Origin of the sequence: Psychrobacter sp. DAB_AL32B, assembly GCF_002224105.1 — a bacterium.
Lineage (GTDB): Bacteria > Pseudomonadota > Gammaproteobacteria > Pseudomonadales > Moraxellaceae > Psychrobacter.
The window spans coordinates 28,481-53,911 of sequence record NZ_NEXU01000063.1 but is presented as its reverse complement, the minus strand read 5'-3'; the positions used below and the strand labels follow the sequence as shown (position 1 = coordinate 53,911).

Genomic DNA, 25,431 nt, shown 5'->3' with positions numbered 1-25,431 from the left:
CTTTTTTTGTGGGTGTTTGTAGCTAAAGTAAAGGGTTGTGATTATAGTGTTTATAGCTGAAGGAAAAACAATCTTAATTTAAAAAAAGACAGAAGAGAGCTGATGTTCAATATAGAAATACTAACAACCGACTTAGATGAAAGCATAGCAACCATTAAAAATGTCGCTGCTATCGAAGCGGTTGTCCAGTTGCAAGAGCCATGGACGTATCAAACACTTAACGATCTGCTCGAACAAGATAGTATCAGTCTAATGGTCGTTATTCATACTTCTAAAAACGAAGCGATTGGCTATTGCTTATACCAAGTATTGTTTGAGCAAGCAGAAATTCTACGTATTGGCACTCATCCTGACTATCAACGTCAAGGTATTGCTTCACAACTTTTTGCTAGGCTAAATGAGGAGTTAAAGGCCAATCAGGTAGAGAGTTTTTTGTTAGAGGTGCGAGCAGATAATATTTCTGCGATAGGATTATATGAAAAGCAAGAATTTGTGGTGATTCATAGACGTAAAGGCTATTATCAATTACCTCATCAGCCAGCGATAGATGCTTTAATCATGCAGCGTATTTATCGTTAATGGCTTCAAATATCATTGAGCGAATTTATTAAAATAAAAATACTATATTAGTCGGATTTTTTATTATCAGAGTGAGGGTGTTTGCTTTTTACAGACTTCAATATCAAGCTTGTATTCACTGTCTGCTTTCATATGTTCGAGAATATCAATGCGTTCGGTCAACATCTCTATCATCAAACTGATGGTAGCTTGTTGTTTTCTGATTTGAGTCAATTTTTGCTGGGTAAGGGTCAACTGTAAGTCAATATCGAGCTGCCCATCGTAATAATCGTTGAGGCTATCCTTTATTTCAGTCAGCGTAAAGCCAATAGCTTGCGCGCTTTTGATTAATTCAATGCGCTCAACACATTCTGGATGGAATTCAGTATATAGCCGTGAACCTGCCTGACGTTTACGAGATTTCAGCAGCCCCAATTGGTCATAATGACGAATCGTATCTTTGGTAGTGTTGGCTTTTGACGCCAGCCTTCCTATTAATAAAAATGATGTATCAGGTGCCATAGTAAACTCATGGTTATAAGGTGTAAGTGGCTGATTATATAGATAATGATTGTAGGTGATACTGAGCGATAATAATGATGCTTATTCAATCAATTTAGTAACTTAATTGCCAAGGATTTAAGGTATCAAGTAGCGATACTGGTAAAGGTTTATGAGAATCTTTGAGCCATCTGCTTGAACCATTAGCTATTAAAGAGTTTAATTGGATTAAGAATTTCGCACGCGGTAAGGTGGTTGCGCCTAAACTCATCAGGTGCTCATTGGGTAATTGGCAATCGACGAGCGCTACATGACTCTGATCACACAAGCGCATTAAGCCCCAAAATGCCAGTTTTGATGCATTGGAGGCACGATGAAACATCGACTCGCCAAAGTAAATACTACCTATTTTTAAGCCGTATAAACCGCCAATTAGCTGTCCTTTATCATCCCAAACCTCAATGCTATGGGCAAAACCTTGAGCGTGTAGCTCAGTATAAGCCTCAATCATCTCGTTATGAATCCAAGTATGTTCGCCCTCAGGCTGACTTTCATTAAGATCGTCATTGACGCCATTACTACGCGGTAAACTACAAGCGTGTATGACCTCATCAAAAGCGTGATTAAGGGTTAATTGCCAACGTTCACGGTTCGCTTGTTTGTGTAGTGATTTGCTCGGTTGATAGTCAGCTGGCACCATCACACATCGTGGCTCAGGACACCACCAAGCAATGGGTTCGTCTTCATTGAACCACGGAAATAACCCTTGCGCGTAGGCAGAAATCAGCGTTTCAGGTGCTAAATCTCCCCCGACAGCCACAATACCTATGCCATCAGGATCCACCATAGCAGGATCTGGGAAGTCATAACGCCCAAGACTTCTGATATTTTTACCAAAGGTCTCAGGCGTTATATGAGCCGCATTGATATCAATGCGGTCGTTGTCTTTAGAAGAGTTGCTCACTTAAGCTTCTTTGTCTGCAGTCAATGTAGAGTCATAAGTATGATCACGAGCGACCGTTTCGCCTATTGCATCTAGATACTTTTCAGCATCGAGTGCTGCCATACAGCCTGTACCCGCAGAAGTAATCGCTTGACGATACACATGATCTGCCACGTCACCTGCGGCAAAGACGCCTTCAATGCTGGTTTGGGTCGCATTGCCATTAAGTCCACTATTGACAATAAGGTAGCCATCTTTCATCTCTAACTGACCTTTAAATAAGTCAGTATTGGGCTTATGACCAATAGCGACAAACATACCGAACACATCCAGTTGCTTAGTGCTGCCATCGATCATAGATTCGATGACAACGCCATTAACGCCCATGTCATTACCAACCACTTCTTTTACGCTGTGGTTCCACTCGATTTTGATATTGCCGTTTTTAGCTTTTTCAAACAGTTTGTCTTGAAGGATTTTCTCAGAGCGCAAGCTATCACGGCGATGCACTAAAGTGACTTCAGCTGCGATATTCGATAAATACAGCGCTTCTTCAACAGCCGTGTTACCACCGCCAATGACCGCAACTTTTTGGTCTTTATAAAAGAAGCCATCACAAGTCGCACAAGCGGAAACGCCAAGACCACGGAATTTGGTTTCTGACTCTAGACCTAAATACTGTGCTGATGCGCCTGTTGAAATAATTAATGCATCACAAGTGTAGTTGCCATTATTACCAGTCAGCTCAAAAGGGCGTACATTTAAATTAACTTCATTAATATGGTCATAAACCAGTTCTGTACCAAAGCGTTCGGCATGGGCTTTCATACGATCCATGAGCGCAGGACCCGTTAAATCATGTGCATCACCCGGCCAGTTATCGACTTCGGTGGTGGTCGTGAGCTGTCCGCCGACTTCCATGCCCGTAACCATAACAGGCTTTAAATTGGCACGCGCCGCATAGACCGCTGCCGAATATCCGGCAGGACCTGAACCTAAAATAATCAATTTTTCGTGGCGTGGAGCAGTATTATCAGTTGCCATAAGATTTCCTTGCTAGAGCAATAAAAGTGAAAAGGTTCAACGTTAAAATAATAAGTAGATATTATAAGTATTATAAAAGATAAGCGTAAAAATGACGACGTATCTGGTTTTTATCGTTGCTATGTGATAATAACATAAGGGCTAAGAGCAAAAAGTGCAAGTTTGCTAAAACAAATATGGGTATCATTAGAACTAAAGCATCTGACGCTTGAGATTTTAGTGGAAAAAGTGAGTTTATATTCAAATATAGTCATGGGAAAGTAATATTGATATATCACGTACTGCTAGTATGAATTTTTCTTGCTTGCTGTGCCTACGCAGACAGAGGCTACAAAAAATTTATACCAGCAGTACTGTAGCGTTGTTAAAGTATTCTGACTATGTTTTACTGCAAAAAATACACGCATCCTTTTTTAATAGATGCATTCTCAACTAAATTACTGCTAGATTGATTTTCTTATACTCTTTATTTATAAGACGGTCGCCACGGCAGCTATGTATTTGTTATTATAAGAAGTTGTATGCTGAGCACAAAATAAAAACAGTAACGCGTTTAATATTTTACGGTAATATTTTAGATACAGTTTTCGTATCATTACGCCGCATCAGTAGTAACCTATTGCAGCAGTCTTTATCAGGAATTTATGTCAGCATGATTAAGCTTAATCATGAGTTGGCGACCATTTAGTATTAACAACAAGGCAGATCTTACGTGATATCAGCACCACTTATTGATTATTTAAAAAAGGGCATATTTACCCTACTTGGGTCAATACTAGCGGTTTACTTGTTTGTCATTTTAATGACTTATACGGGTAATGATCCTAGCTGGTCGCACATCAGTAGTGATATGACTGCGATTAATAATATGGGCGGCGAGACGGGTGCTTGGCTATCAGATTTGCTCTACAGCTTTTTTGGTTTTGGCGCGTGGTGGTTGTTGGCGTTTTTGGTTTATGAATCTATCCTGATTTGGTGGGATAACAAACCAACATTTTGGCTACTACGCTTGGTTGCTTATGTGTTTTTAATATTAAGTGCCAGCGCCTTATTTGCGCAAGTGATTGCCTTGGTGCAGCAGGTAGCGGATCCCATGACGTCAGGTCTCAAGGGTGTTGCTGGCGGTATTATCGGTCTTGAACTACAAGCGCGGCTGGCTCAGCTGTTATCGCAGTGGGGGAGTGTGACGTTTTTGACAGTGTTTGTCATTATTACGGCCACGTTTGCTTTTAATATCCATTGGCTGACGATTTATGAAAAAATTAAGTCATGGTCGTGGCTTGGCTCTGGTATCAGAAACCAAGATAGTGAGTTTGATCATAGTCAAACATCACAAGAAGCCGATGCTGTCCAACAGGATGTTAATGTTAATGACACTGTGATAGCTGAAAAAAACCAGCAACAATATGAGCAGTTACCGCTTGAGTTACAAGCGGCTGACCACGCTGGTAATAGGGAAAATGGAAGTAGAAGTGGTCGTTTCAGTAATGTTTTGACAGATTTTTTATCGACTTCAGGACTGGGTGCTGGCGTAAAAGCCTCTATGATAGCAGCGGCACAAGCAGCAAGTGATAGTGCAAGACGGGATGAGCAATTACAAACGGCTGCCACCATGGCTAGTAATGCCACCATCTCTAATATCAATCAAGCATCGACGCCTGTTGCAAATGCTCCAATAACACCGGTAAGAAAAGTTGAACCGAGTTTTGCATGGAACGATGCCAATACTGTCGATGATTTGTTGGCGAATGAGATGAATATGGGGCAGGATACGATACCTTATGATTCTTCTGCTATAAACGCGCCACGTTCAGATGAATCTGCCGCTGACTTTTTTGATAGCTCAAATATAGACGTTTCTGATGCAGAGACGGATAGTAAAGAACTTTCAACGACAAATATATCGTCTACTCAACCTGCTTTTGATACCAATCAAGAGAGTGTTCAGTTGCCTAACGAATCACAAGTCAATCCATTATTAAATGCCGAACATCATACGGACACTGATATTTCTGATTCAGTTGACACTGTTGACACCTTAGTGGATGCATGGTTAGCAGAACATGCAGCAGTGCCTTCAGCTACTGAACTAGGTAAAGAGGAAGAAGCGCCAATATTAGAGACGGTATTTGCGCCTACTGTAGAGGTATCTGATAATTTAGTGAATGACTCAGTTAATAAACCTGCTGATGACTTTTCTAATGAATGGTCTGTTGAAAAACCTGAGTTCTCAAATGACTTGGAATCCTCTTCTATAGCAGGTATGGCCAGTGCGTCAAAAGTGGTAAATGTGATTGCGCCAGCTTTCGAAACCACTGATATGACGCCAACCAATACCCCGCCTGCTAACCCTAAGCTACCGCCTACGGTAGAAACTAGCGCTTCAATGCCAGATATCAAGCTCAATATCGAGCCAGATAATCAACTGACAACAGCTACGAAGCCAACGGTAAGCTTTGCGGTGCCAGAAGGCGATAGCAGCAATCATATTACCGATATGATGCCGGAAGACGATAGCGTTGAAGATAGTAATGCGCCCGTTATGCCGCATATTAGTGATGATATTGCGTTCAGCCAAAAATCACGATCGATGCAAACGGCTGCTTATCGTAGCAGTCTGTCGCCGATTCCAGAGATGTCTATTTTAGATAAGCCAGATCCCAATCGTCAGCCAAGCTATACGCTTGCTGAGCTTGAACAATTATCAGAGCTTTTGGAGATTAAGTTACAAGAGTTTAATGTAAAAGCAAACGTCGTCAATGCGATTCCAGGCCCTGTGGTGACCCGCTTTGAAGTAGACCTAGCTCCTGGGATAAAAGCCAGCAAGGTCACGGGAATTTCACGCGATTTGGCGCGTTCATTATCAATGGCATCCTTACGTGTGGTCGAAGTGATTCCCGGTAAACCCTATATTGGCATTGAAGTGCCCAATAAACAGCGCGAAATGGTGCGCTTGATTGAGCTATTAGATACCGAAAAATTTAAAGATCCTAAAGCGCAAATTAGTATGGCGATGGGTAAAGATATTGGTGGTAAAGCTATTATTACTGATCTTGCACGAGCGCCCCATATGTTGGTTGCTGGTACGACAGGCTCTGGTAAATCAGTCTTGGTCAACGCGATGTTACTATCGATGCTGCTTAAATATACGCCAAACGAGCTGCGGATGATTCTTATCGATCCTAAGCAGCTTGAGCTTGCCAACTATAATGATATTCCACATCTACTGACGCCAGTCGTGACCGATATGACCGAAGCTGCCAGTGCTTTGTCATGGTGCGTCGCAGAGATGGAACGCCGTTATCAGCTCATGAGTTTATTAAAAGTCCGTAAGCTGAATGAGTTTAACAAAAAAGTTATTGCTGCTGAAAAATCAGGTAATCCCATGCTTGACCCATTATGGCGACCCAATGACAGCGTGAGTATTAGTCAAGCACCTAAGCTTAAAACATTACCCATGATTGTCATCGTCGCCGATGAATTTGCCGATATGATTATGCAGGTTGGTAAGCAAGCTGAAGAATTAATTACACGCTTGGCGCAAAAATCGCGGGCAGCAGGGATTCATTTGATACTAGCGACTCAGCGCCCGTCAGTCGATGTCATTACCGGTTTGATTAAAGCCAATATTCCAGTACGAGCGGCGCTACGAGTGAACTCAAAAGTGGATTCGCGCACTATTTTGGATAGTGGTGGCGCAGAAGATATGCTTGGTAATGGTGATATGTTGTTCTTAGGGCCCGGACAGATTGAACCGGATCGTGTCCATGGTGCCTATGTCAGCGATGAAGAGGTCAATAGTGTCTGTGATGCATGGCGTGAGCGCGGTGCACCTGATTATATTGATAATATGGCTGGCAATTTTGAGTTGTCTAGTCCCGGTGGCGGCAGTAGTGCCAGCGCCTCTGGTGAAGATGATGATCTTTATAATGAAGCCGTTGGTTTTATTATGGAGACACGTAAAGTTTCTGCTTCTAGTATCCAGCGTAAATTCAGCATTGGTTACAACCGTGCCGCGCGAATTGTAGATTCAATGGAGGATGCTGGACTGGTCAGCTCGATGGGTAAAAGTGGTAAACGTGAGCTACTAATGTAAAAATATAAAGCTTAATTCAATGATAAAAAAGCGAGTTACTAAATAAAGTAGCTCGCTTTTTTATTATTGGAATATATGTGGTCATTTACGATTACATCCATTATTAATAATAGACACTTATGTTTTCAAATGACCAATGAGTTTGTTTATCCATCATAAGCAATGATTTTTTATACTAAACTGGTAATTGATTATGAGACAGATAAGCATAAGATTTAAAAAATAAACCTTAATTCAGTCACTCTCCAAGGAAGGTCGGTTATGTTTAAAGAATACACCCAATACGATGCGTTAGCGCTAGCAGCCTTAGTCAATGCAGGGGAAGTCAGCGCTAAAGAGTTGCTTGATGCGGCAGTCGATCAAGCCAATCAGCTCAATCCTAAATTGAACGCTATTATTCATCGTTTTGACGAGCGTGCTTATGATGCGGCGCAGGCAGGACTGCCAGCCGGTGTATTTAACGGCGTCCCTTATTTATTAAAAGACTTATCTTTTAGCTTCGCTGATGAACCTCTCACCATGGGCAGCCGTAGTGTCAGTATTATATCAAAAAGCGATAACGAAATCGTCAAGCGTATGAAAGCCACGGGTGTGAACACTTTTGGTAAAACCAATACCCCAGAATTTGGCTTGATTATCACCACTGAACCAAAAGCGCATGGCGTGACTCACAATCCTTTTAAGAAAGGTTATAGCTCTGGTGGTTCATCGGGTGGTAGTGCGGCGGCAGTGGCAAGCGGTATCGTACCGATGGCAGGCGCTGGTGATGGTGGTGGCTCTATTCGTTTTCCTGCCGCGTGGTGTGGTACATTTGGACTTAAACCCAGTCGTGGTCGCAACCCAATGGGTCCCTTATTTGGCGAAGGCTGGGAAGGGGCAGTGGCAGATCATGTGATTACGCGTAGCGTGCGCGATAGTGCCGCCATGCTTGACGCTACAAGCGGTGCAGAGATCGGTGCGCCTTATATTATTGCGCCACCAGATAGAACCTTTCTAGAGGCCGCAATGCGCGCGCCAAGGCAATTAACCATCGCCTTGCATCAACAGCCGTTGGTCGCTAACACTGTGGTCGATAAAGAAGTACTTGCCGTATTAGAGCAGACGGCTAAACAACTGGAAGCCATGGGGCATCGTGTGGTGCCTGCTGAACCTAATATTAATATTGAACAGTTTTGGCATGATTTTTTAGTGGTAGTCTGTGCGCATACTGCTTTTACCATCGATAATATCGAGCGTTGCCACGGTGCACAGCACATACAAAATCTTGAGCCGCAAACGTATAATATGACGCTGCTTGGACGTTCATTATCTGCCGTTGATTTGGCTCATGCTAAGCATGGCTGGCATGATAGCCAATATCAAACCGGTCTGTTGCTCGAAACCTACGATATGATTTTGTGCCCAACCGTCCCGACACCGGCAGTGAAACATGGCGTACTACCACCAAGTCGGATGGATGAGATGCTTATGCGTAGTGCGGGTTTGCTAAACAAAGGCATTGATATGGGTAAATATGCCTTTAGTTCGGGAATGATTGAAAAGTTAAGCTCGCCAGTACTAGGAAAAATGGGCTTTACTTTATTGGGTAATATTACTGGACTACCGGCTATGTCATTGCCCGTCGGAATGAGCAAAAAAGGCCTACCAATTGGTATGCAGCTGATTGGGCGCATGAATGATGAAACGACGTTGTTGAGTGTCGCTGGAGAGATGGAGCGCGCCGGTTTATTTACCAAACTTGCTTTTGAGATGTAGTTTTATATGCCTGTCCATATCTGTCTGACGCTTTATATCTATTGCTTTTGCTTTGATTCAATTCTTTTAATCAAAGCGATAGATATCCATGCCCAAACTATGGTGCGCCATACTTTGGTGGACGACAGATACGCGCTGACCAGCACCTAAAGCAAAAAATAGTGGCAGTAGATGCTCATCGCTTGGATGTATATCCTTGTAGTCAGGGTATTGCTGCCAGTCTAGAGCGCTAGGAATGTCTGTTTTTAGCTGTTGTAGTAACCAGACTTTAAAGTTTTTTGCGGTTTGATCAATACTTTCTGCTTGCCAGCGTAGCGCCTGTAAATTATGCGTAATATTCCCTGAGCCAATAATCAGAATTTGCTCATGGCGTAGCTGTGCTAATTGTGCGCCCAATTGATAGCAGGCGATACTGTCATAATAGTGTGGCAAGGATATTTGTACTATAGGAATATCGGCCTGCGGATACAGGTGTAAAAGTGGTGCCCATACGCCATGGTCGCTGACACGCAAGGGATTAACCCTACAAACAATACCGCGCGCGCTCAGTTGCTGCGCCAGCGTCTCGGCAAGTGCTGGGTGACCAGCAGCAGGATATTGAAGCTCATACAGCTCAGGGGTAAAGCCTGAAAAGTCATGCCAAGTCTTTGGCTGCGGATTACTACTGATTTCAAGTTTGGCCGATTGCCAATGCGCAGACATAATGACGATAGCGCGGGGCTTAGGTAGGTTTTGACCTATACGTGCCAGCGCGCTTGTCGTGGCTGATTGTTCGATAGCGAGCGTCGGAGCACCATGCGAGATAAATAGCGCAGGTAGTTTCGGTCGTTTCGCTGCACTCGATATAGTCGGCGCGTCTGCCCAAGCCGCCGCCGCTGTGATTGGCGTCGATATTAGTGGCGTAGACAAATCGTCACGACTGTCATCGCGTTGCTGATTGGCACTTTGAGCATTAGGTGTTGCAGGTTTAGGATATCTCATGTTGCATTTATTAGGGCACGCGCCCAGTTTTCAATCTGTTTATCATTGTGATTAATAATGATGGTTTTATATCAAGTAATTGGTTTTAATTACCACGGTGATAAGGATGATTATGATTGATACTCATCGCTCGATATAGCTGCTCCATGAGCACAACCCGTACTAAAGGATGCGGTAGCGTAAGCGCTGATAATGACCATTTCACATCTGCTTTTGCTAATACCTCTGGTGATACACCGTCGGCACCACCGATGATCAAGGCAATATCATCACCTTGCTGCATGCCATCAGCCAGTTTGTCTGCCAAATCTTCAGTGGAAAGCATTTTACCTTTCACATCCAATACCCATAATTGCTCACGTCCTCCAGCAGCATGAGCGGCTAATATTGCCAGACCTTCTTGCTCACGGTATTGAGCCAAATTGGCATCCGAAGGGTTTTTAGCGCGTTTTGCCGCAGCAATTTCAACAATTTCTGTACTGAGCATCGGCTGGATACGTTTGTAGTATTCATCAAAACCAGTTTGTACCCATTTTGGCATTTTATTACCAACGGTCAATATTCTTACTTTCATAGTGTGTACCATTTCAATAGATGATTAATTGTAACAAAAAAATTCTGCGCTTAAGGTAATGTAACAAACGAACCTTTTACAAAGCCAGATTTTGTGCTTTACTAGCATTCGACAAACAGTTGTTCTTTAATTTCTATTTTATTAAAGATTGCCTTTCTAGAAGTTGTTCTCTTAAAGACTACTTGCTTAAAAAGAGTTCAAGAAAGTGAGGTGTTTCTTAAGGAGATAAGGAACAACAGTATGATGTCTTTATAATAAACCAAAAGCTAGCTTGAAACATTTTTTAAGCGAAAGGAGTCGTTCATGAATCGTACTATATCAAGTTTACTTACCCTGAGTGCCGGTGCACTGCTATCTACCTCTGTTTTTGCTGCTTCTTTAAATGGCACACAGTGGCAAACTATCGACGATAAAACCGGTGAAAAAAAAGCCGTTATTCAGCTCACTGAAAACAGTGGTAAAGTGTCAGGAAAAATTATCAAAGTCCTCAATAAACAAAATGCTGACGCCGTTTGCACCAAGTGTCCCGGTAGCCTAAAGAACAAGCCTATTGAAGGATTACAAATATTGTCAGGCTTAAAAGCTGATGGTAATAATCAATGGAGTGATGGCAAACTGGTCGATCCTGAGTCAGGAAAAACCTATTCTGGAAAGCTTACATTGAGTGATAATGGTCAAAGCATGAAATTACGCGGCTATGTCGGTTCACCAGTCTTTGGTCGCTCGCAAACGTGGCAGCGTATTAAGTAAATTTGCCGTTAATCCTATCATTTATTGATAGCAGCTCTGGTTATTTTTACTTAAAATAAACCTATTGAAGCAAGAATAACGAGAGAAAAAGCATTTAGGAAAAAGTGTCAAAAGTAAAAGGATAGCTAATATATATTGGCTATCCTTTTTAATTTTTGCACATTTATTGGTATATTTAAGGTTTTTTATTGCTCAAGTTTTTTATTAGTAGCGCTTTTTAGTAGCGACATTACATAAGTGGCGCAATTGTCTCTGATACCGCGCCATCTTCCCACTGAGGATTATCGCTATTATCAGACAAAGTAGGTTTTGGAATGATGGTGAGTTTGGCGTCCGATTCAAAAACAACGGCCTCGACATCATCGAAACGGTGAATACCTTCAGAACGCATGGCGCATTCAATCTCTTGTCGAGTCAGACGCTCGGCACGCATCGCATCAGGCAAAAACTGCCCTTGATAAAAAACAATGCGCGGCTCAGATAAAATAAAACTGCTAAATTGCGGTGAAATAGAAGCGTATTTGGTAACCAAAAATTGTAATAAATAGAGCACTACAATAGAAGACATACCTTCGATAAAAGGGATGTCTTTGAGCAAAATAGTGCTGGCGCTCAATGAGCCAATCATCACGGTGACAATCCAATCAAAATTATTGAGCTGTGAGGTAGAGCGTTTGCCAGAGATTTTGGTGGCGACCACAATCAAAATATAAACCATGACCGTAGTCAGAACGATACGCCCAAGCTTATCGATATTGTCAAAAAAAAGTGTGTCCATGGTCTTAGCTCCTACTAATTAAAGTTAATCGTCCTACAGACAGCGTAACGGAATTTACGTATGAATAGGGCAGAAACTTTGTAGTCGCTTGTCGATGACGTTAAAGCGTTCAATCATCACTCAATAGCAATAAGCACTTAACTGGCTTTGCGATTAGGATCGAGTAGACGATTGAGGGCCCAAATACTGATACGTGCGCTCACTAAACTAAGTACCAATATCATGATTAATGCAGAAAGCAGCGGTAGCGGCTGTTGCATGCTCATATCGAGTAGCACCTCACGGCTCACTGCATCAAATAAAAAGAACCAGATACCTAAGAAATAAACGACAGTGAGCAGCCAAACCACAGCTACCCCACCGAACATTAAGCGATTGATTTCACTGCTATCCAGTGCGCGCTGTTGATGCTTGATAAATTTCTGCACCGCAATATAAGCGCCCATAATGATAGATAGTACGGTCACCATTTGCGCGTTTAAGGGAAACTTGGTTTGAATAATCATAAATAGCGCACTGGCAAGAATATAACCAACGGCAAAAAATCCAACATAGGGTGTCAGTTTAGGTTGAGTAATTTTTGCGCTTGGCGGCAATCCATGAGGTCCTGATTGAGTAGTGGACTTACTAATTTGCGGCGATTTGCGTGACATAGGATGACCTTTATAAAGGGGAGAGCGTCGTTTCGATAAAAGCTGCAAAAGATTTATCCCAGCAGCATTGTCTTGCTTATAAAGTATATTGACTATAATAAAAAACGATCAATGCTGCGCCGTCCAATCAAGCATCGCATCTAAAACCGGTCTTGCTGTATAAGCATTTAGCGCCTGTTCGCTATTGATCAGTCCAACCACCACATAATCTTGTCCGGACAGCCCTTTGACATAGCCTGCCATCGAAGTGACATTATTCAAGGTACCCGTTTTTATCCAAGATCGACCAATGGCTTGTGACTCAGGTAAGCGTTCGCTATGAGCGGTAATAGTACCGCTGACCCCAGCGATACCTAATGAGCTGACGTAGGCATCAAAGCTTGGATGGTTGTAAGCGTAGGTCAATAGCTCGCTTAAATTAGCGGCGCTGATCGTGCAGTCGCGGCAGAGTCCTGAACCATTGGTGAGATGTGGCGGCGGTGTGGTCAGATGGGTTTGCCACCATTGGTTTATGGTCTGTAAGGCAGCAGGATAGCTCGTTGTCGTAGGCTTACTAAACTGGTATAAACTGGTTTGGAGCTTATCAATGGTTTTATTACCAGTTTTATTTATGGTTTCATTGATGGCTGCATTGACGGTCTCGTCACTGCTGGATTTTTTATAAGCCGCTATAGATAGCGCCACTTGTTCAGTCATCACATTATTAGAGAAGTGATTGATATCATAAATTTGCTGCGTCAAGTTTAACGATGGGTAGCTGACAATTGGTAATGGTGACATAGGTATAGCTGCCAAACCGCGCAGTGATTTGGGTTTTTTATTCACATCATAAGGGGTTTCTTGGCTGATAACTTTTCCACTTAGCGTATTACCAAGTGCTTGCCATTTGGCTGCGATGACGCGCGCCGCAAAATCTTTGGCATCAGGGTAAGCGACATAAAAGGCATGCTCGCCACAGCTGTCCGGTAAACTGGCATTTAGTGTCAGCTGTGTCGGTTGCCACTGCGGTGCGAGACTGTAACGAGCTTGACCGCAGGCAGCTGCGCGTATATTTATCATGTTAGGCAATTGATAGTTTGCTAATTGCGGCGTATAGGTCAGCTGTGCTTGGGTATTACTTAGCGGATAGCTTTGGATAGCGATACTACTAAAATTCACCAAAAAACCATCAGGACTGGCATTATAAGGGCGCAGAGGTGCATTATCAAAGGCAGCAGGGTCTTTACTGACATTTTTAAAAATGGTGCTATCAATGATAATATCGCCGTTAATATGGCGAATACCTGACGTTTGCACTTTATATAACAATTGTTGCAAACGCTCATGAGTCATTTTTGGGTCACCGCTACCTTGAATAATCAAGTCGCCATATAGCTGGTCACCGATAATGATGCCTGTGTGATAGACACGTGTATGCCAGACAAAGTCAGCGCCCAAGGTATCTAACGCAATAAAGCTAGGGACGAGTTTCATTGTGCTGGCGGGTGTACGCGCGATATCGGGCTGATGATTTAGTAACGGTGAAAACGAGATTTTTATTGAAGTGTTGGTTATAACCTGCTTATTTTTATTGCTACTGTTGCTGTTGCTGTTGCTTTCATTTCTATTATCGTTTCTATTGTTATGGTTAGCACGATGGTTAGCAGGCGTTGATGCCCCATCTGGCAATAGCGATGGGCTGCTCTCTAGACTTTGATAGGTATAAGGATCATCGGTATAAGCATTTAGTTGTTTTTCGTATTGTGTAATTGTCCGTTTTTCAATCGTCACCAATGGGCTTTGGTGATTTACTACTTGTTTATTGGCATTATTATTTTGCGTCGCTTGTTTATTAATACTATGAGAGTCAGTATTTGCATTATCCGTGCTTGCGGGCTTTGATTGATTGTCAATCTTATTATTATTATCAGTTTTAGTGCTATCAATATCACCGCTATTAATAACCTTAATAGGAGAGGGTAATCGACTGGCGTTTTTATCACCCACTGGCGTGATAACGATACTGATATCCGCTGCGGTCAAATCAGCTCGCGCTAGCGCCGTCTCGATCGCTTCTGGTAATGCGGCTTGCACGTGTATTGGCGCTACAATAGGAGTGGCAAATAAGATGAGTATTGATAAGCGTTTGGTGATGTGATTCGACGGTTTTAAATGTTGGCTATTAGCTGTCAGTTTGGCGTGGTTTGTAGGGTGTTTAATAAGTTTAAATGTGGGAAGCATGAGCAGTCTATCATCAGGTGGCAAAAACAACCTATGGTAACATGAGTTGCTATTTTCGCGTAGATGCAGATTCGTAGATCTAGGGTCTGGTTGAAAGCATGATTTTATCGTACTATTTTATCAAAATAGTCAAAGTCAGCGCACATGCATAAACGCCATCGCTGTCATGATGGCATCATTATAAGCATCATGAGTGCCAAGCTCAGGAATATCGTAGTGCGCTAAGATATTGGTCAAATGCTGCGATTGATTGGGGATACCTTGCGTACGATCGCCCATCCGTCGACTATATAGCTGACGGACATCAATTACCTCATTTGGCAAATGAGTACCCATGTAGCGCTTTACCAAAGGATTTAAAAACCCCGTATCTATCAGCGGGCAAAACCCTACTATAGGACGATTATCAATAAAAGGTAGCAGTAACGCTAGCATTTCATCGTAGCTCATCCCATGCTCAACATCAGCGGTGCGCAAACCATGAATAATAATGGTATCGCGATCAGGCATCACAGGTGGCTTGCAAACCAAATGTAGACCATTACCGGTGTCGATCGTATCACCATTGATATGAATGGCTGCAACAGATAATAGGTGGTGCTTTTTTGGATTGAGTCCCGTCATTTCACAGTCAATTGCTACCCATTGTCCAGCCATAGGTCTAGTAAACATCGATGCCAGCTCAGGGCGCTGTAACTGATTTTTTTGCCAAGAAGACGATAACTGTTTTAGCCAACTCATATCATTTTATCTCCAACGCTAGCCAATCTGCCCTAACCAAATTCAAGCTGATAATGGCGACTCAATTGACCTTTAAAACTTTTGACCACCGCCAAACACTCTTTTAATAAATCACGCTCAAGTGCGGTTAATGTTGTTGGGTCAACTTCATGAGCATGTTTATCATCTGTCGACAGCGCGACCGATAAACGCTGCGCCATAAAGAACTCTAATGCCTCAAGCAAGGTATCAGCACGCTCTTGATTTAAGGCTCGTACTTGCACCAACGCTTTCAGACGCCCTTTGCTACTAGGGGCGTCAAAAATATCGTTTTCTAATGCTAAAGTACGAATACCATGCACCAGTGGAAAAATACCGGCTTTTTTAAGGTCAATATCATAAGAGCTAGACTTGCCGCCCAGTAGCGGCACAAACTTTTGCCACCACTGACTGACATCGCCAAATTGCAGCGCTGCACGGGCGAACTGACGCACAAACATCGCATCTGACTGACGATGGGCTATTTTTAAGTGTTGACGGACATGAGTGAGTAGTGACTCATCGCCGCAGACGTATTCACCATCAAATATAGCCGATAAATAAATACTGTGCTTCGGATCGGTGTTTCTAAACCATAAACTAATCTGGGCTTCAAACTGCTTTAGCGGCTGACGCCAAATTGGGTTGGTCATCATAATATTGCCATTACACAGCGGATAACCAAGGTTTGCTAACTGCTGGTTAAAGGTATCGGCAAACTGTGCCAACTCAGGATGAGTAAAGCCGTCACGAATGATCAGGGCATTATCTTGATCCGTACGCATGATTTGCTCACCGCGACCCTCTGATCCCATGACGATAACGCAGGTATTAGCCATCACTTCATCAGGGACGATAAGTTGCCAAAGCTTGGTAAAAACCTGCGCATTGAGTGTCTGTACCATACGGCTAATATTACCCATTTTTATACCGTTTTGATGCTGTGCACGAATATAGCGCCCGATGAGCTCGACAGCCGTATCTAAGCTGGGTAAATCTGTTGCCTGTTCAATCTGAATACTGATCAGCTGTGAATGATGACCAATATGAGCGAGCATATCACTTTGCCCGAGTACGCCTACGACTTGGCCATTGGCGTCAATCACCGGCAGCCTATGAATACGGTAGCGAGTCATGGTCAATAGCGCATCGCCAATCTCATCATCGAAATCGATGGTGCGCAGGTTGAAACTCGCATAACGTTGACAAAGGGTGGTAGCAGGATTTTGCTGGTCGCTAACGGCGCGGCAGATATCGGTATCGGTTAGAATGCCCAGCGTACGATCAGAGCTATTTTTATCTTCTAAATGCCCTGATGGTCGTACCAGAACATGCTTAAGTCCAGCCTCAGTCATGATGCGTGCTGCTTGAAATATGCTGTTATCTGCATCAACGATATGTACCGGCAATAAAGCGACATCGATCACCGGTTGCAGCATGATTTGCTGCACTTCTTGTTGGTCGTTATAACTCTCAGTGTCTAGATTCTGCCCGCTACGTCGCTGCTGCAAAGCCTTCAATCGTTCTGGTAAGTTTTCTGATAATAATTGGCGAACCAGATGGTTTTGCGCACTGATTTTATCAATGATTGATCCATTAATTTGCAGCAACAGAGTGTCTTCAGTCGCACGAAATTGATAGGGGGTTATCGCTGAATTTGTGGCTTGCTGAATACTACCTTTTTGTAGACTCTCTTCTATGAGCGATTCTGGCAGGCGACGACTATCAAACCAATCATTGCTATTGAGATGATCGGTATGATTGCTCCCTAGATAAGCGGCGAAAAACTCGCCATTAAGCAGTTGCTCGATCTGTCCTTTGAGTACCACATAAAAGTACTGCAAATCGTCCGCCGGCAACACTTCGTCTTTGGCAAGATAACGAACTTGGGTATTTTTTTTAATACTTTGCCGTTCACCAGCGCTTAACACATCAAATGGCGGTTGGGTAAAATCAAGATGGGGCATGGCATCATCCTTGATGGCACGTTCAGTGAAAGGTATATTACGAATGATAAGTTAGTATAAAGAATAGTGGCGATATATTTTTACTATAACATTGTTTAGGAGAAAGCCGTCAATAACCATAAAAATATTGTGGTTATTGACGGCTTTTTAAGATTAGATAAACTATTAGCGATTATTTTAATATTTACCGCTTAAATCACTTCATTTTTTAAAGTTAGAACTTACGCACCCAGTAGTTTTCGAATGCGACTAATCGCTTCACGGCTTTCATCAACGCTGGCTACTAAGGCAATGCGCACATAGCCTTGTCCTGGATTTTTCCCATTAATTTCGCGTGACAAATAACGCCCAGCAAGTGCATGAATATTGGCTTGTTCATATAATGCTTTGACAAACAGCTCATCATCACCATCGAACTGCTCAGGGACTTTTATCCAAAAGTAAAAGCCCGCTTCAGGCATGCGTAAATCTAATAATTCACCAAGCTCAGACATCCACAAAGCAAATTTTTCTTGGTACAGTGCCCGATTGTGTGCCACATGCTTTTCATCTTCCCACGCAGCGATAGACGCAAGCTGATGTGGAATCGGCATCGCACAGCCTTGATAGGTACGATACTGTAAATAAGCCTGCAAAATCTTGGCGTCACCCGCCACAAAGCCTGAACGTAGACCGGGCAAGTTTGAGCGTTTGGATAAAGAATGAAACACCACACAGTTTTTAAAATCATGGCGACCGAGGGCAGCGCAGGCTTGTAATAAACCTATTGGCGGTGTTTTAAAATATAGCTCGCTATAACATTCGTCACTGGCAATGATAAAGCCGTATTGGTCTGATAGACGAAATATTTGCTCCCAGTCGTCCATCGTCATCACCGAGCCAGTCGGGTTATTTGGGCTACAAATAAATAATAACTGCGTACGTGTCCATACCTCTTTTGGTACGGCGCGATAATCCCCTTTAAAGTCATTATCTGCTGTGCACGGTATAAAGTAAGGCGTCGCTTGTGCTAATAACGCCGCCCCTTCATATATTTGATAAAAAGGATTGGGCATGACGACCGTTGGTGGTTGGCTAACGGTAAGCGGTTCAATAGCGTCTGTATTTTCTACTTTGTGGTCAATCACAGCCTGCACAATACTAAAGATCGCCTCGCGAGTACCCATCACTGGCAATACTTGCGTATGAGGGTCGACATGATTTAAAAAGAAGCGCTTCTCAAGCCAGTGTGCAATGGTTTGGCGTAGCTCAAATATCCCATTTGTCGTTGGATAAAGGCTTATTTTGTCCAAGTTTTCGCGTAGCACGTCCAGCACAAATGCTGGTGGCTCATGCTTTGGCTCGCCAATACCCAGCTTAATTTCATTATAACCATGGGCTGGAGTGCTATCAGCTAGCAAGGTCGCCATCTTAGCGAAGGGGTAGGGGTGCAGATATGTCAAGTTGTGATTCATAATTAGGCTAACTATAATAGACAATTAATAATAAAGTTATAAAGAAAAATTACATTCAAGCAGTGTAGCACTTCTCTTATTTTTTGTCTTTTCTTCTCATGTTTATCAATCACAATCTATAGCGTCTCAAATGAGCGCACACTGAGCCATAGCCAGTGTTAACCATGCTACTAGCCTTAGTATAAAGCTGACATGATATAACCTATAACTAAGAAAAAACAATGGTTGGCTTTTATAGCAACGTATTTTAGGAATAACTTGATATGCCTGGTGTTTTTAAAACTGACGGTCTTAACGCTAACAATATCAATGAAAAATATTTTGATAATGATCAGCGTATTGAATTATATGAACAACTAAAACAGCGGGAGCAAGCTTGGTGGCAGGCACGTCAGCAGTTGACTCTTTTAAAAGAGCGCCAAATGTTTTGGTTTGGAGAAAACAGCTTTATGATGTGGTTGTTGTGGCAATTGGTTACCTACGTGGTTGTTGCCATGGTATTAATGTTGCTCAGCAAGCTGTTAGATATATCGCTACCTTTATGGCAATATATTACTATATTTGTCATACACACACTGATTTTTGTCATTATGCTTGGGTTTAAGGGTCGATTTACTACTCATTTAGAACGTAAAATTAACCAAGCCGATTTGTCGAGTGAAGAGACCCTAAATGAGATGACGATTTTGGCAGTCGATAGCCTTTATCGTGATGTTCATGCCAAAGCGCCTATCTCTTTAAAGGAGATTTATAGGTATTATGATGCACAATTCCGTTTAGCAAGCTTGCACCGCTTGCTACAAAAGGAAGTTGATGCTGGACGCTTAATCTATGGAGACCAGAAAGTAGACGCAGGGATACTGCCTCTGGAGCTTGCCGATGACGCGCTGAAAGAACATGCTCGTGGCGTCATATACAAAAGCCTGATATAAAACCTGTCGTTTATATAGTGATTTATTCAATCGCTGGATAAATGACAGGTCTTAAACTGCTATCTTGGAGCATCATACTTTATAGCTAAGTATCTAGGTACAAGCTAAGCTGAGCTGAGCGAAGTTAAGTTAACTTAAGTATTGTCATTACGTATACTAAGGCTTTCTATCAGGGTCGCTTTTAAAGTGTCGAGTTTATCAGCGGATAATGCTTGATCGTTCTGATCACTGATATAAAACATATCTTCTGCGCGCTCGCCCAACGTGGTGATACGTGCCGCATGTACCTCAATCTGCTGTTGTAAAAACACTTGTCCAACGCGGGCGAGCAAGCCTGGCTGATCAAGTGTCTCTAAGCTCATAATATGCTGATTTGAGGCCTCATTAAACTCAAAGTTAATCGTGGTAGCGACTTCAAAATGTCTAAGCTGGCGTGGAATCCGTCTGTTAGTTAGCTTGGGAACGGTAGGGTTTTTAAAGGCATCAATCAAGCGCTGCTTAAGTTCTTGTTGACTATCTGCATCGACCAGTAGCGTGCCACTACGATCCAGTAGCACGTAAGAATCCAAAGCAAAATCACGGGTGGCGGTAATGATGCGTGCATCCAAAACGTCTAGATTCATCTGATCAAATACTGCCATGGTCACCGCAAATAAATTGACCTGATCTTGGGTGTAAATAAAAACCTGCACTGCATCAAGCGCCAGCTCACGGTGTTCACGTAGGACGACTAATGGCGCACTGTCAGCGTCAGAAGCTCGACCTATAGGCGGATGATTCAAAATAGCTTCGGTATGCCATAATATGTCTTCTGCAATCTCCCGCAGAAAATACTCATCACCCAAGTCATCCCATAATCTCAGCACCTCATCGCGATTCATATGCTGATTGTCGACATTATCAAGCATCACCAGTGCTTGTTTACGCGTGGCACTAATCATATCTTGACGGTTGGTCGGCGCATCGATATCTGCACGTAAGATACGTCGCGTTTGCGAATATAACTGTTTCATGAGGGTCGCACGCCAGCTGTTCCAAAGCTGAGGATTGGTAGCATTCATATCAGCAACTGTCAGCACATATAGATGATTTAGATGAGTGACGTTACCGACTAAGTCTGCAAATAGCGTCACTACCTCTGGATCTGAGATGTCTTTTTTCTGTGCGGTCATCGACATCAATAAATGGTAGCGGGTCAGCCAGCCGACTAAGTGGGCATCGGCAACACTCATACCATGGGCTAGGCAAAACTCAATGGACTCTGTTTCGCCAAGTTGGCTATGATTGCCGCCACGACCTTTAGCGATATCATGAAACATCGCTGCCAATACCAAAATCTCTTTGCGCTCAATACGCTGAAAGATAGAGCTGATTAGGGGAAAGTCTTCATAAAAACGCGGGTCAGTGAAACGGTGCAAAATACGAATCAAAAATAAGGTATGCGCATCAACGGTATAACGGTGAAACAAATCATACTGCATCAGACCGGTGACTTGCGCAAAGGCAGGGATGTAGCTGCCCAAAACCCCGTAGCGATTCATGGTACGAAGGCGATGAAAGAGATAATTCTGCTCTTTTAAATTGGCTAAAAATAGCGCTTGGTGCGTGGGGTTATCTCTGTAAGCCTGATCAATACCACGCGCTGCAATTTTTAGTGCACGCAAGGTATGCGTACGTACATTTTTGATACCATATTGACCCATGAGTAAAAACATCTCTAAAATCGACTCAGGGTGCTGGGCAAACACTCGGTGATGCGCCATCGCAATTTGCTCACCGACTTGATTGAAGCGAGCATTAATAGGCTGCTTCTTTGGGCGCTCCTCATCCGGTAATTGTGGCTCTATGATGGTTTCATAGTAGTGATTGGTCAGCATTTCAGACAGCGTCGATATCTGCATGGCGCAGCGATAATAGTCACGCATAAAGCGCTCTACAGCTGCATTCGGTTGGTCGTCTGGTTGCGTCTCATAGCCCATCAATTGGGCAATATCACGCTGATAATCGAATAATAGCTTGTTTTCATTACGACCCGTTAACTCATGCAAATAATGACGTATTTGCCATAAATAGCCTTCTGCAAAGCTCAATTCATCGAACTCTTTTTCCGTCAAAAAGTTTTGTTGTACCAAATCATAGAGCTTACTAACTCGAAAGTAGCGCTTGGTCACCCAGCCGATAATATGGATGTCACGTAGACCACCAGGGGCGGTTTTGATATTGGGCTCAAGATTGTATTCTGTTGCATTGTGCTGTAGGTAACGTGCTTTTGCCTCATTGATTTTTACCTCAAAAAAATCACGTGGTGACCACTGGGTATTGACAATCTGATGCGGCACATCTTGCAGGGTTTCGTTACCTATCAACAATCGCGCTTCCAACAAAGCGCTGGCAATGGTATGGTCTAATGCTGCCTCTAAGCATTCACTAACGCTGCGTACTGACAGGGCTGGCTCAAGTCCAACATCCCACAGTAACGCCACTAAATTATCAATTTTGCTACTCGTATTGGTATCAAGCTCGCTAGGCATTAGCAGCAAAATATCCACATCTGAGTGTAGTGACAGCTCACCGCGACCATAGCCGCCAGTCGCAAATAACGCCAAATCCGTCTTATCAAGCTCAAACCATTTGAATAAAGCAATCAGTAAGTCATCGATGACACAAGCCCGCGCCGCAACCAGCTGCCGAATATTGACGCCGCGTTCGAGTGCACGGCTGATATCGTCATTGATTTGGATTAACCATTCAGAAATGCCTAATAGTGAGTTTTCTATCACACTTTTATCTGTTAACAAGCTATTTGCTAATAAATTATCAGCTGCTAGATGTTCTGCTGTTAGTGAGGCTGTTATCGCAGGAATGTTTGATGAGCACGTTAGAGTAGGCATCGGCGTCAAATCAATAGAGGCGACATCACAATTAAACATGAGATTTATCCAGTTAAAAGTTTGAAATATGGGTCATTAAAACTAAAAAGCTATCGATAGTATATCGACAGTACATTGAAAGTATAAAGGTAAAAAATCAACAAGAATAGTCAGTAACAAGCATTAATAACAGTCCAAAAAAAAGACCGCCTAAGCGATCTTATATTCTGTTATTGAGTTAAAAAACTCAAGTCTTCTTCGGGGCGCGCGGTGAACACTTCACAGCCATTGTCAGTCACCACCATGGTATGCTCCCACTGGGCTGACAGCTTACGGTCTTTGGTGATTGCCGTCCATTCATCTGGTAAAATCTTAGTCTGCCATTTACCTTCATTAATCATCGGCTCGATGGTAAAGGTCATGCCCGTTTTTAGCTCAAAGCCCGTGCCTTTTTTACCATAGTGCATCACTTGCGGCTCATGGTGGAATTCATTGCTGATACCGTGACCACAGAATTCGCGGACGATACTAAAACGCTCAGGCTCGACTATTTCTTGAATCGCAGCACCGACGTCACCCAAACGTGCGCCATTCTTGACCACACTCATACCAGCATATAGCGCCTCTTGTGCCACTTTGCAGATACGCTGCGCCATGATGGAACCATTGCCAACGACCCACATTTTTGAGGTATCACCGTAATAGCCATCTTTAATGACAGTCACATCGATATTGATAATATCACCGTCTTTAAGAATTTTGTTTTCGCTTGGAATACCATGGCACACCACATGGTTGACTGAGGTACAGATTGATTTAGGGAAACCATTATAATTAAGTGGAGCGGGGATAGCGTCTTGTACATTGACGATATAATCGTGAGCAATTTGATTCAACGCTTCAGTGCTAATACCCACTCTGACATGCTGATCAAGCATGACAAGCAAATCGCTGGCAAGCTTACCAGCGACACGCATTTTTTCTATGGCTTCAGGTGATTGGATAAGAGATTTTTTAGTCATCATAATCGGTCTTATAGTTATAGAATTTAGGTGATAAATTATACCATAAATGCAGATGGTGCTGTTTTAATGCAGAAAGCACTGTGTTTTGATTGCGTTAACCTTCACTGTGCGTATTCGTAGCCTACCCATACTTGTTGCCGCAACTTGCTGACGCAGTTTCATACATGCCCACTATTTCCATGAGGAAGCAGTAACTGCAAAGAGTGAAATTATATGTTTTAGATTGACTATAGAGTCACTAATTCTAGTGTTTTTAAAGCAAAAATAAGTTGAATATTACAAAGTATAGACGTATGGTAATTTTGATTGCTAAATGAATTAGCAGTGTTTTTTATCGCTTGGTGCTGGATGCAATAACTAAGCCATATCATATAAAGACGCCCCGACTATCACTATAACAAGGATGTTGTTATGACCCGAAAAACTTCCCTTCGTGCGGTATTTACGCCGAGCGCATTTTTACCGTCACTGGGTGCCATTGGTGCCGGTGTTATCCTGATGGCTCTACAAACGACTTCTGCCCAAGCAGCTGGTCAATATTATAACTGTGCCAATCCCACTGGTTGTAAACTGGTCAGTAGCAAGTATTTTACCTCAAAACATACAGATACCAAGTACCCAGTCGTCATGGCGCATGGTTTGGGTGGTTTTACCAAAGCATTTGGATTGGTTGACTATTTTTATGGCATTCCTGAATCGTTAATGAGTGGCGGCAGTCAGGTTTATACCACCAAAACCTCATCCGTCAATAATAGCGAATTTCGTGGCGAGCAATTACTGCAACAAGTCAAAACCATTAGTGCCATCTCAGGCAGTCCCAAAGTTAACTTACTCGGTCACAGCCAAGGTGGTATCGATAGCCGTTATGTCGCTGCGGTCGAACCGAAATATGTGGCATCAGTCACTGCCATCTCAAGCCCAGAGCAAGGCTCAAAAATGAGTGATTGGGTTATTAAACAAGTTGTTGAAGGCAGTGCCAATGATGGCTATGGTGAAGGAGAGTTTAATGTTGGCTCACAGATTGCGCTAGGTTTCTTTAAGCTCGTCGGTGGCTTTATGGATGTCAGCGCCGGTATTAGCTTGAAGGAGTTACAAGAGCAAGATGGTTGGAATGCACTTGAAGCGCTATCTACTGATTATGCCGCCAAATTTAACGTTAAATTCCCAGCGGCAATGCCAACCAGTTATTGTGGTCAGCCAGCGGATACTGAAGTTAACGGTATTAAATATTACTCATTTAGTGGTATTGGGCAAATAACGAATGGTCTTGATCCTAGTGATTATCTACTGGCTCTTACTGGCACGACTTTTAATGGCGATCCAAACGACGGTTTAGTATCTGCCTGCTCGAGTCGCCTCGGCTATGTGGTACGTGATGATTACCGAATGAATCATTTAGATTCAGCCAATCAAGTACTCGGCTTAACAGCATGGGGACAGCCTGACCCAAAAACCTTGTATCGTGATCAAGTTAACCGTCTAAAGAAAGCCAATCTATAAAGCTTATCTATAAAGCTTATCTATAACACTGTTCTTTAACACGGTCATAACCGGCTCGTACGTAAGCAGGG

19 protein-coding genes are annotated in these 25,431 nt (G+C 42.9%); 6 read left to right on the top strand and 13 right to left on the bottom strand.

Annotated features, from left to right (window positions below):
* Positions 1–102 precede the first annotated feature (102 nt).
* On the top strand, positions 103–579 hold the full coding sequence (gene rimI, locus CAN34_RS07340; RefSeq protein WP_089555092.1) for a ribosomal protein S18-alanine N-acetyltransferase: 477 nt from the start codon (positions 103–105) through the stop codon (positions 577–579).
* Positions 580–645: 66 nt separating this feature from the next.
* Here the strand turns inward: rimI and CAN34_RS07335 are convergent, their stop codons facing one another.
* The 3 genes from CAN34_RS07335 to trxB all read right to left on the bottom strand — a co-directional run bounded on the left by CAN34_RS07335 (position 646) and on the right by trxB (position 3,046).
* Positions 646–1,080, bottom strand: coding sequence for a MerR family transcriptional regulator (locus CAN34_RS07335; RefSeq protein WP_089555091.1), 435 nt, complete (start codon positions 1,078–1,080; stop codon positions 646–648).
* Between the two features lie 94 nt (positions 1,081–1,174).
* Positions 1,175–1,993 carry a leucyl/phenylalanyl-tRNA--protein transferase gene (gene aat, locus CAN34_RS07330; protein ID WP_089555096.1) on the bottom strand — a complete coding sequence of 273 codons (819 nt, stop codon included), beginning with the start codon at positions 1,991–1,993 and terminating at the stop codon, positions 1,175–1,177.
* A 30-nt stretch (positions 1,994–2,023) separates the two neighbouring features.
* A complete protein-coding gene (gene trxB / locus CAN34_RS07325; RefSeq protein ID WP_089555090.1) occupies positions 2,024–3,046 on the bottom strand; it encodes a thioredoxin-disulfide reductase in 1,023 nt (340 codons plus the stop codon).
* Positions 3,047–3,758: 712 nt separating this feature from the next.
* On the opposite strand from trxB, the gene CAN34_RS07320 reads away from it, so the two are divergent.
* The gene (locus tag CAN34_RS07320) at positions 3,759–7,142 is read left to right on the top strand and encodes a DNA translocase FtsK (RefSeq protein ID WP_089555089.1); all 3,384 of its coding nucleotides are present in this window, start codon (positions 3,759–3,761) and stop codon (positions 7,140–7,142) included.
* A 261-nt stretch (positions 7,143–7,403) separates the two neighbouring features.
* Positions 7,404–8,897 carry an amidase gene (locus CAN34_RS07315; RefSeq protein WP_089555088.1) on the top strand — a complete coding sequence of 498 codons (1,494 nt, stop codon included), beginning with the start codon at positions 7,404–7,406 and terminating at the stop codon, positions 8,895–8,897.
* Between the two features lie 66 nt (positions 8,898–8,963).
* Here the strand turns inward: CAN34_RS07315 and CAN34_RS07310 are convergent, their stop codons facing one another.
* Both CAN34_RS07310 and rlmH read right to left on the bottom strand, forming a co-directional pair.
* Entirely contained in the window at positions 8,964–9,878 is a 915-nt protein-coding gene (locus tag CAN34_RS07310) for a class III extradiol ring-cleavage dioxygenase (RefSeq protein ID WP_089555087.1), read from the bottom strand.
* An 85-nt stretch (positions 9,879–9,963) separates the two neighbouring features.
* A complete protein-coding gene (rlmH, locus tag CAN34_RS07305) occupies positions 9,964–10,452 on the bottom strand; it encodes a 23S rRNA (pseudouridine(1915)-N(3))-methyltransferase RlmH (RefSeq protein ID WP_089555086.1) in 489 nt (162 codons plus the stop codon).
* A 303-nt stretch (positions 10,453–10,755) separates the two neighbouring features.
* Between rlmH and CAN34_RS07300 the strand changes: the two genes are divergently transcribed.
* Positions 10,756–11,202 carry a DUF2147 domain-containing protein gene (locus CAN34_RS07300; RefSeq protein ID WP_079690926.1) on the top strand — a complete coding sequence of 149 codons (447 nt, stop codon included), beginning with the start codon at positions 10,756–10,758 and terminating at the stop codon, positions 11,200–11,202.
* A gap of 229 nt (positions 11,203–11,431) precedes the next feature.
* Here CAN34_RS07300 and CAN34_RS07295 read toward each other — a convergent pair whose 3' ends face one another.
* The 6 genes from CAN34_RS07295 to dapC all read right to left on the bottom strand — a co-directional run bounded on the left by CAN34_RS07295 (position 11,432) and on the right by dapC (position 19,033).
* Positions 11,432–11,980, bottom strand: coding sequence for a DUF421 domain-containing protein (locus CAN34_RS07295; RefSeq protein ID WP_089555085.1), 549 nt, complete (start codon positions 11,978–11,980; stop codon positions 11,432–11,434).
* Between the two features lie 137 nt (positions 11,981–12,117).
* A complete protein-coding gene (locus CAN34_RS07290) occupies positions 12,118–12,633 on the bottom strand; it encodes an ABZJ_00895 family protein (RefSeq protein WP_089555084.1) in 516 nt (171 codons plus the stop codon).
* Positions 12,634–12,741: 108 nt separating this feature from the next.
* Positions 12,742–14,853, bottom strand: coding sequence for a D-alanyl-D-alanine carboxypeptidase/D-alanyl-D-alanine-endopeptidase (locus CAN34_RS07285; RefSeq protein WP_089555095.1), 2,112 nt, complete (start codon positions 14,851–14,853; stop codon positions 12,742–12,744).
* 135 nt (positions 14,854–14,988) lie between these two features.
* On the bottom strand, positions 14,989–15,594 hold the full coding sequence (locus tag CAN34_RS07280) for a 3'-5' exonuclease (protein WP_089555083.1): 606 nt from the start codon (positions 15,592–15,594) through the stop codon (positions 14,989–14,991).
* Between the two features lie 32 nt (positions 15,595–15,626).
* Positions 15,627–17,579 (bottom strand): DUF294 nucleotidyltransferase-like domain-containing protein, encoded by a 1,953-nt coding sequence (locus tag CAN34_RS07275; protein ID WP_089555082.1) that lies wholly within the window; start codon positions 17,577–17,579, stop codon positions 15,627–15,629.
* Positions 17,580–17,800: 221 nt separating this feature from the next.
* Positions 17,801–19,033 (bottom strand): succinyldiaminopimelate transaminase, encoded by a 1,233-nt coding sequence (gene dapC, locus CAN34_RS07270; protein ID WP_089555081.1) that lies wholly within the window; start codon positions 19,031–19,033, stop codon positions 17,801–17,803.
* 263 nt (positions 19,034–19,296) lie between these two features.
* On the opposite strand from dapC, the gene CAN34_RS07265 reads away from it, so the two are divergent.
* The gene (locus CAN34_RS07265; protein WP_089555080.1) at positions 19,297–19,965 is read left to right on the top strand and encodes a hypothetical protein; all 669 of its coding nucleotides are present in this window, start codon (positions 19,297–19,299) and stop codon (positions 19,963–19,965) included.
* Positions 19,966–20,099: 134 nt separating this feature from the next.
* On the opposite strand, the gene glnD is transcribed toward CAN34_RS07265, so the two are convergent.
* Positions 20,100–22,895, bottom strand: a complete 2,796-nt coding sequence (gene glnD / locus CAN34_RS07260) for a [protein-PII] uridylyltransferase (protein WP_089555079.1) — start codon at positions 22,893–22,895, stop codon at positions 20,100–20,102.
* Between the two features lie 170 nt (positions 22,896–23,065).
* Entirely contained in the window at positions 23,066–23,860 is a 795-nt protein-coding gene (map, locus tag CAN34_RS07255) for a type I methionyl aminopeptidase (protein WP_079690934.1), read from the bottom strand.
* 411 nt (positions 23,861–24,271) lie between these two features.
* Here map and CAN34_RS07250 point away from each other — a divergent pair, with 411 nt between their 5' ends.
* Entirely contained in the window at positions 24,272–25,360 is a 1,089-nt protein-coding gene (locus CAN34_RS07250; RefSeq protein WP_089555078.1) for a triacylglycerol lipase, read from the top strand.
* Positions 25,361–25,431 lie beyond the last annotated feature (71 nt).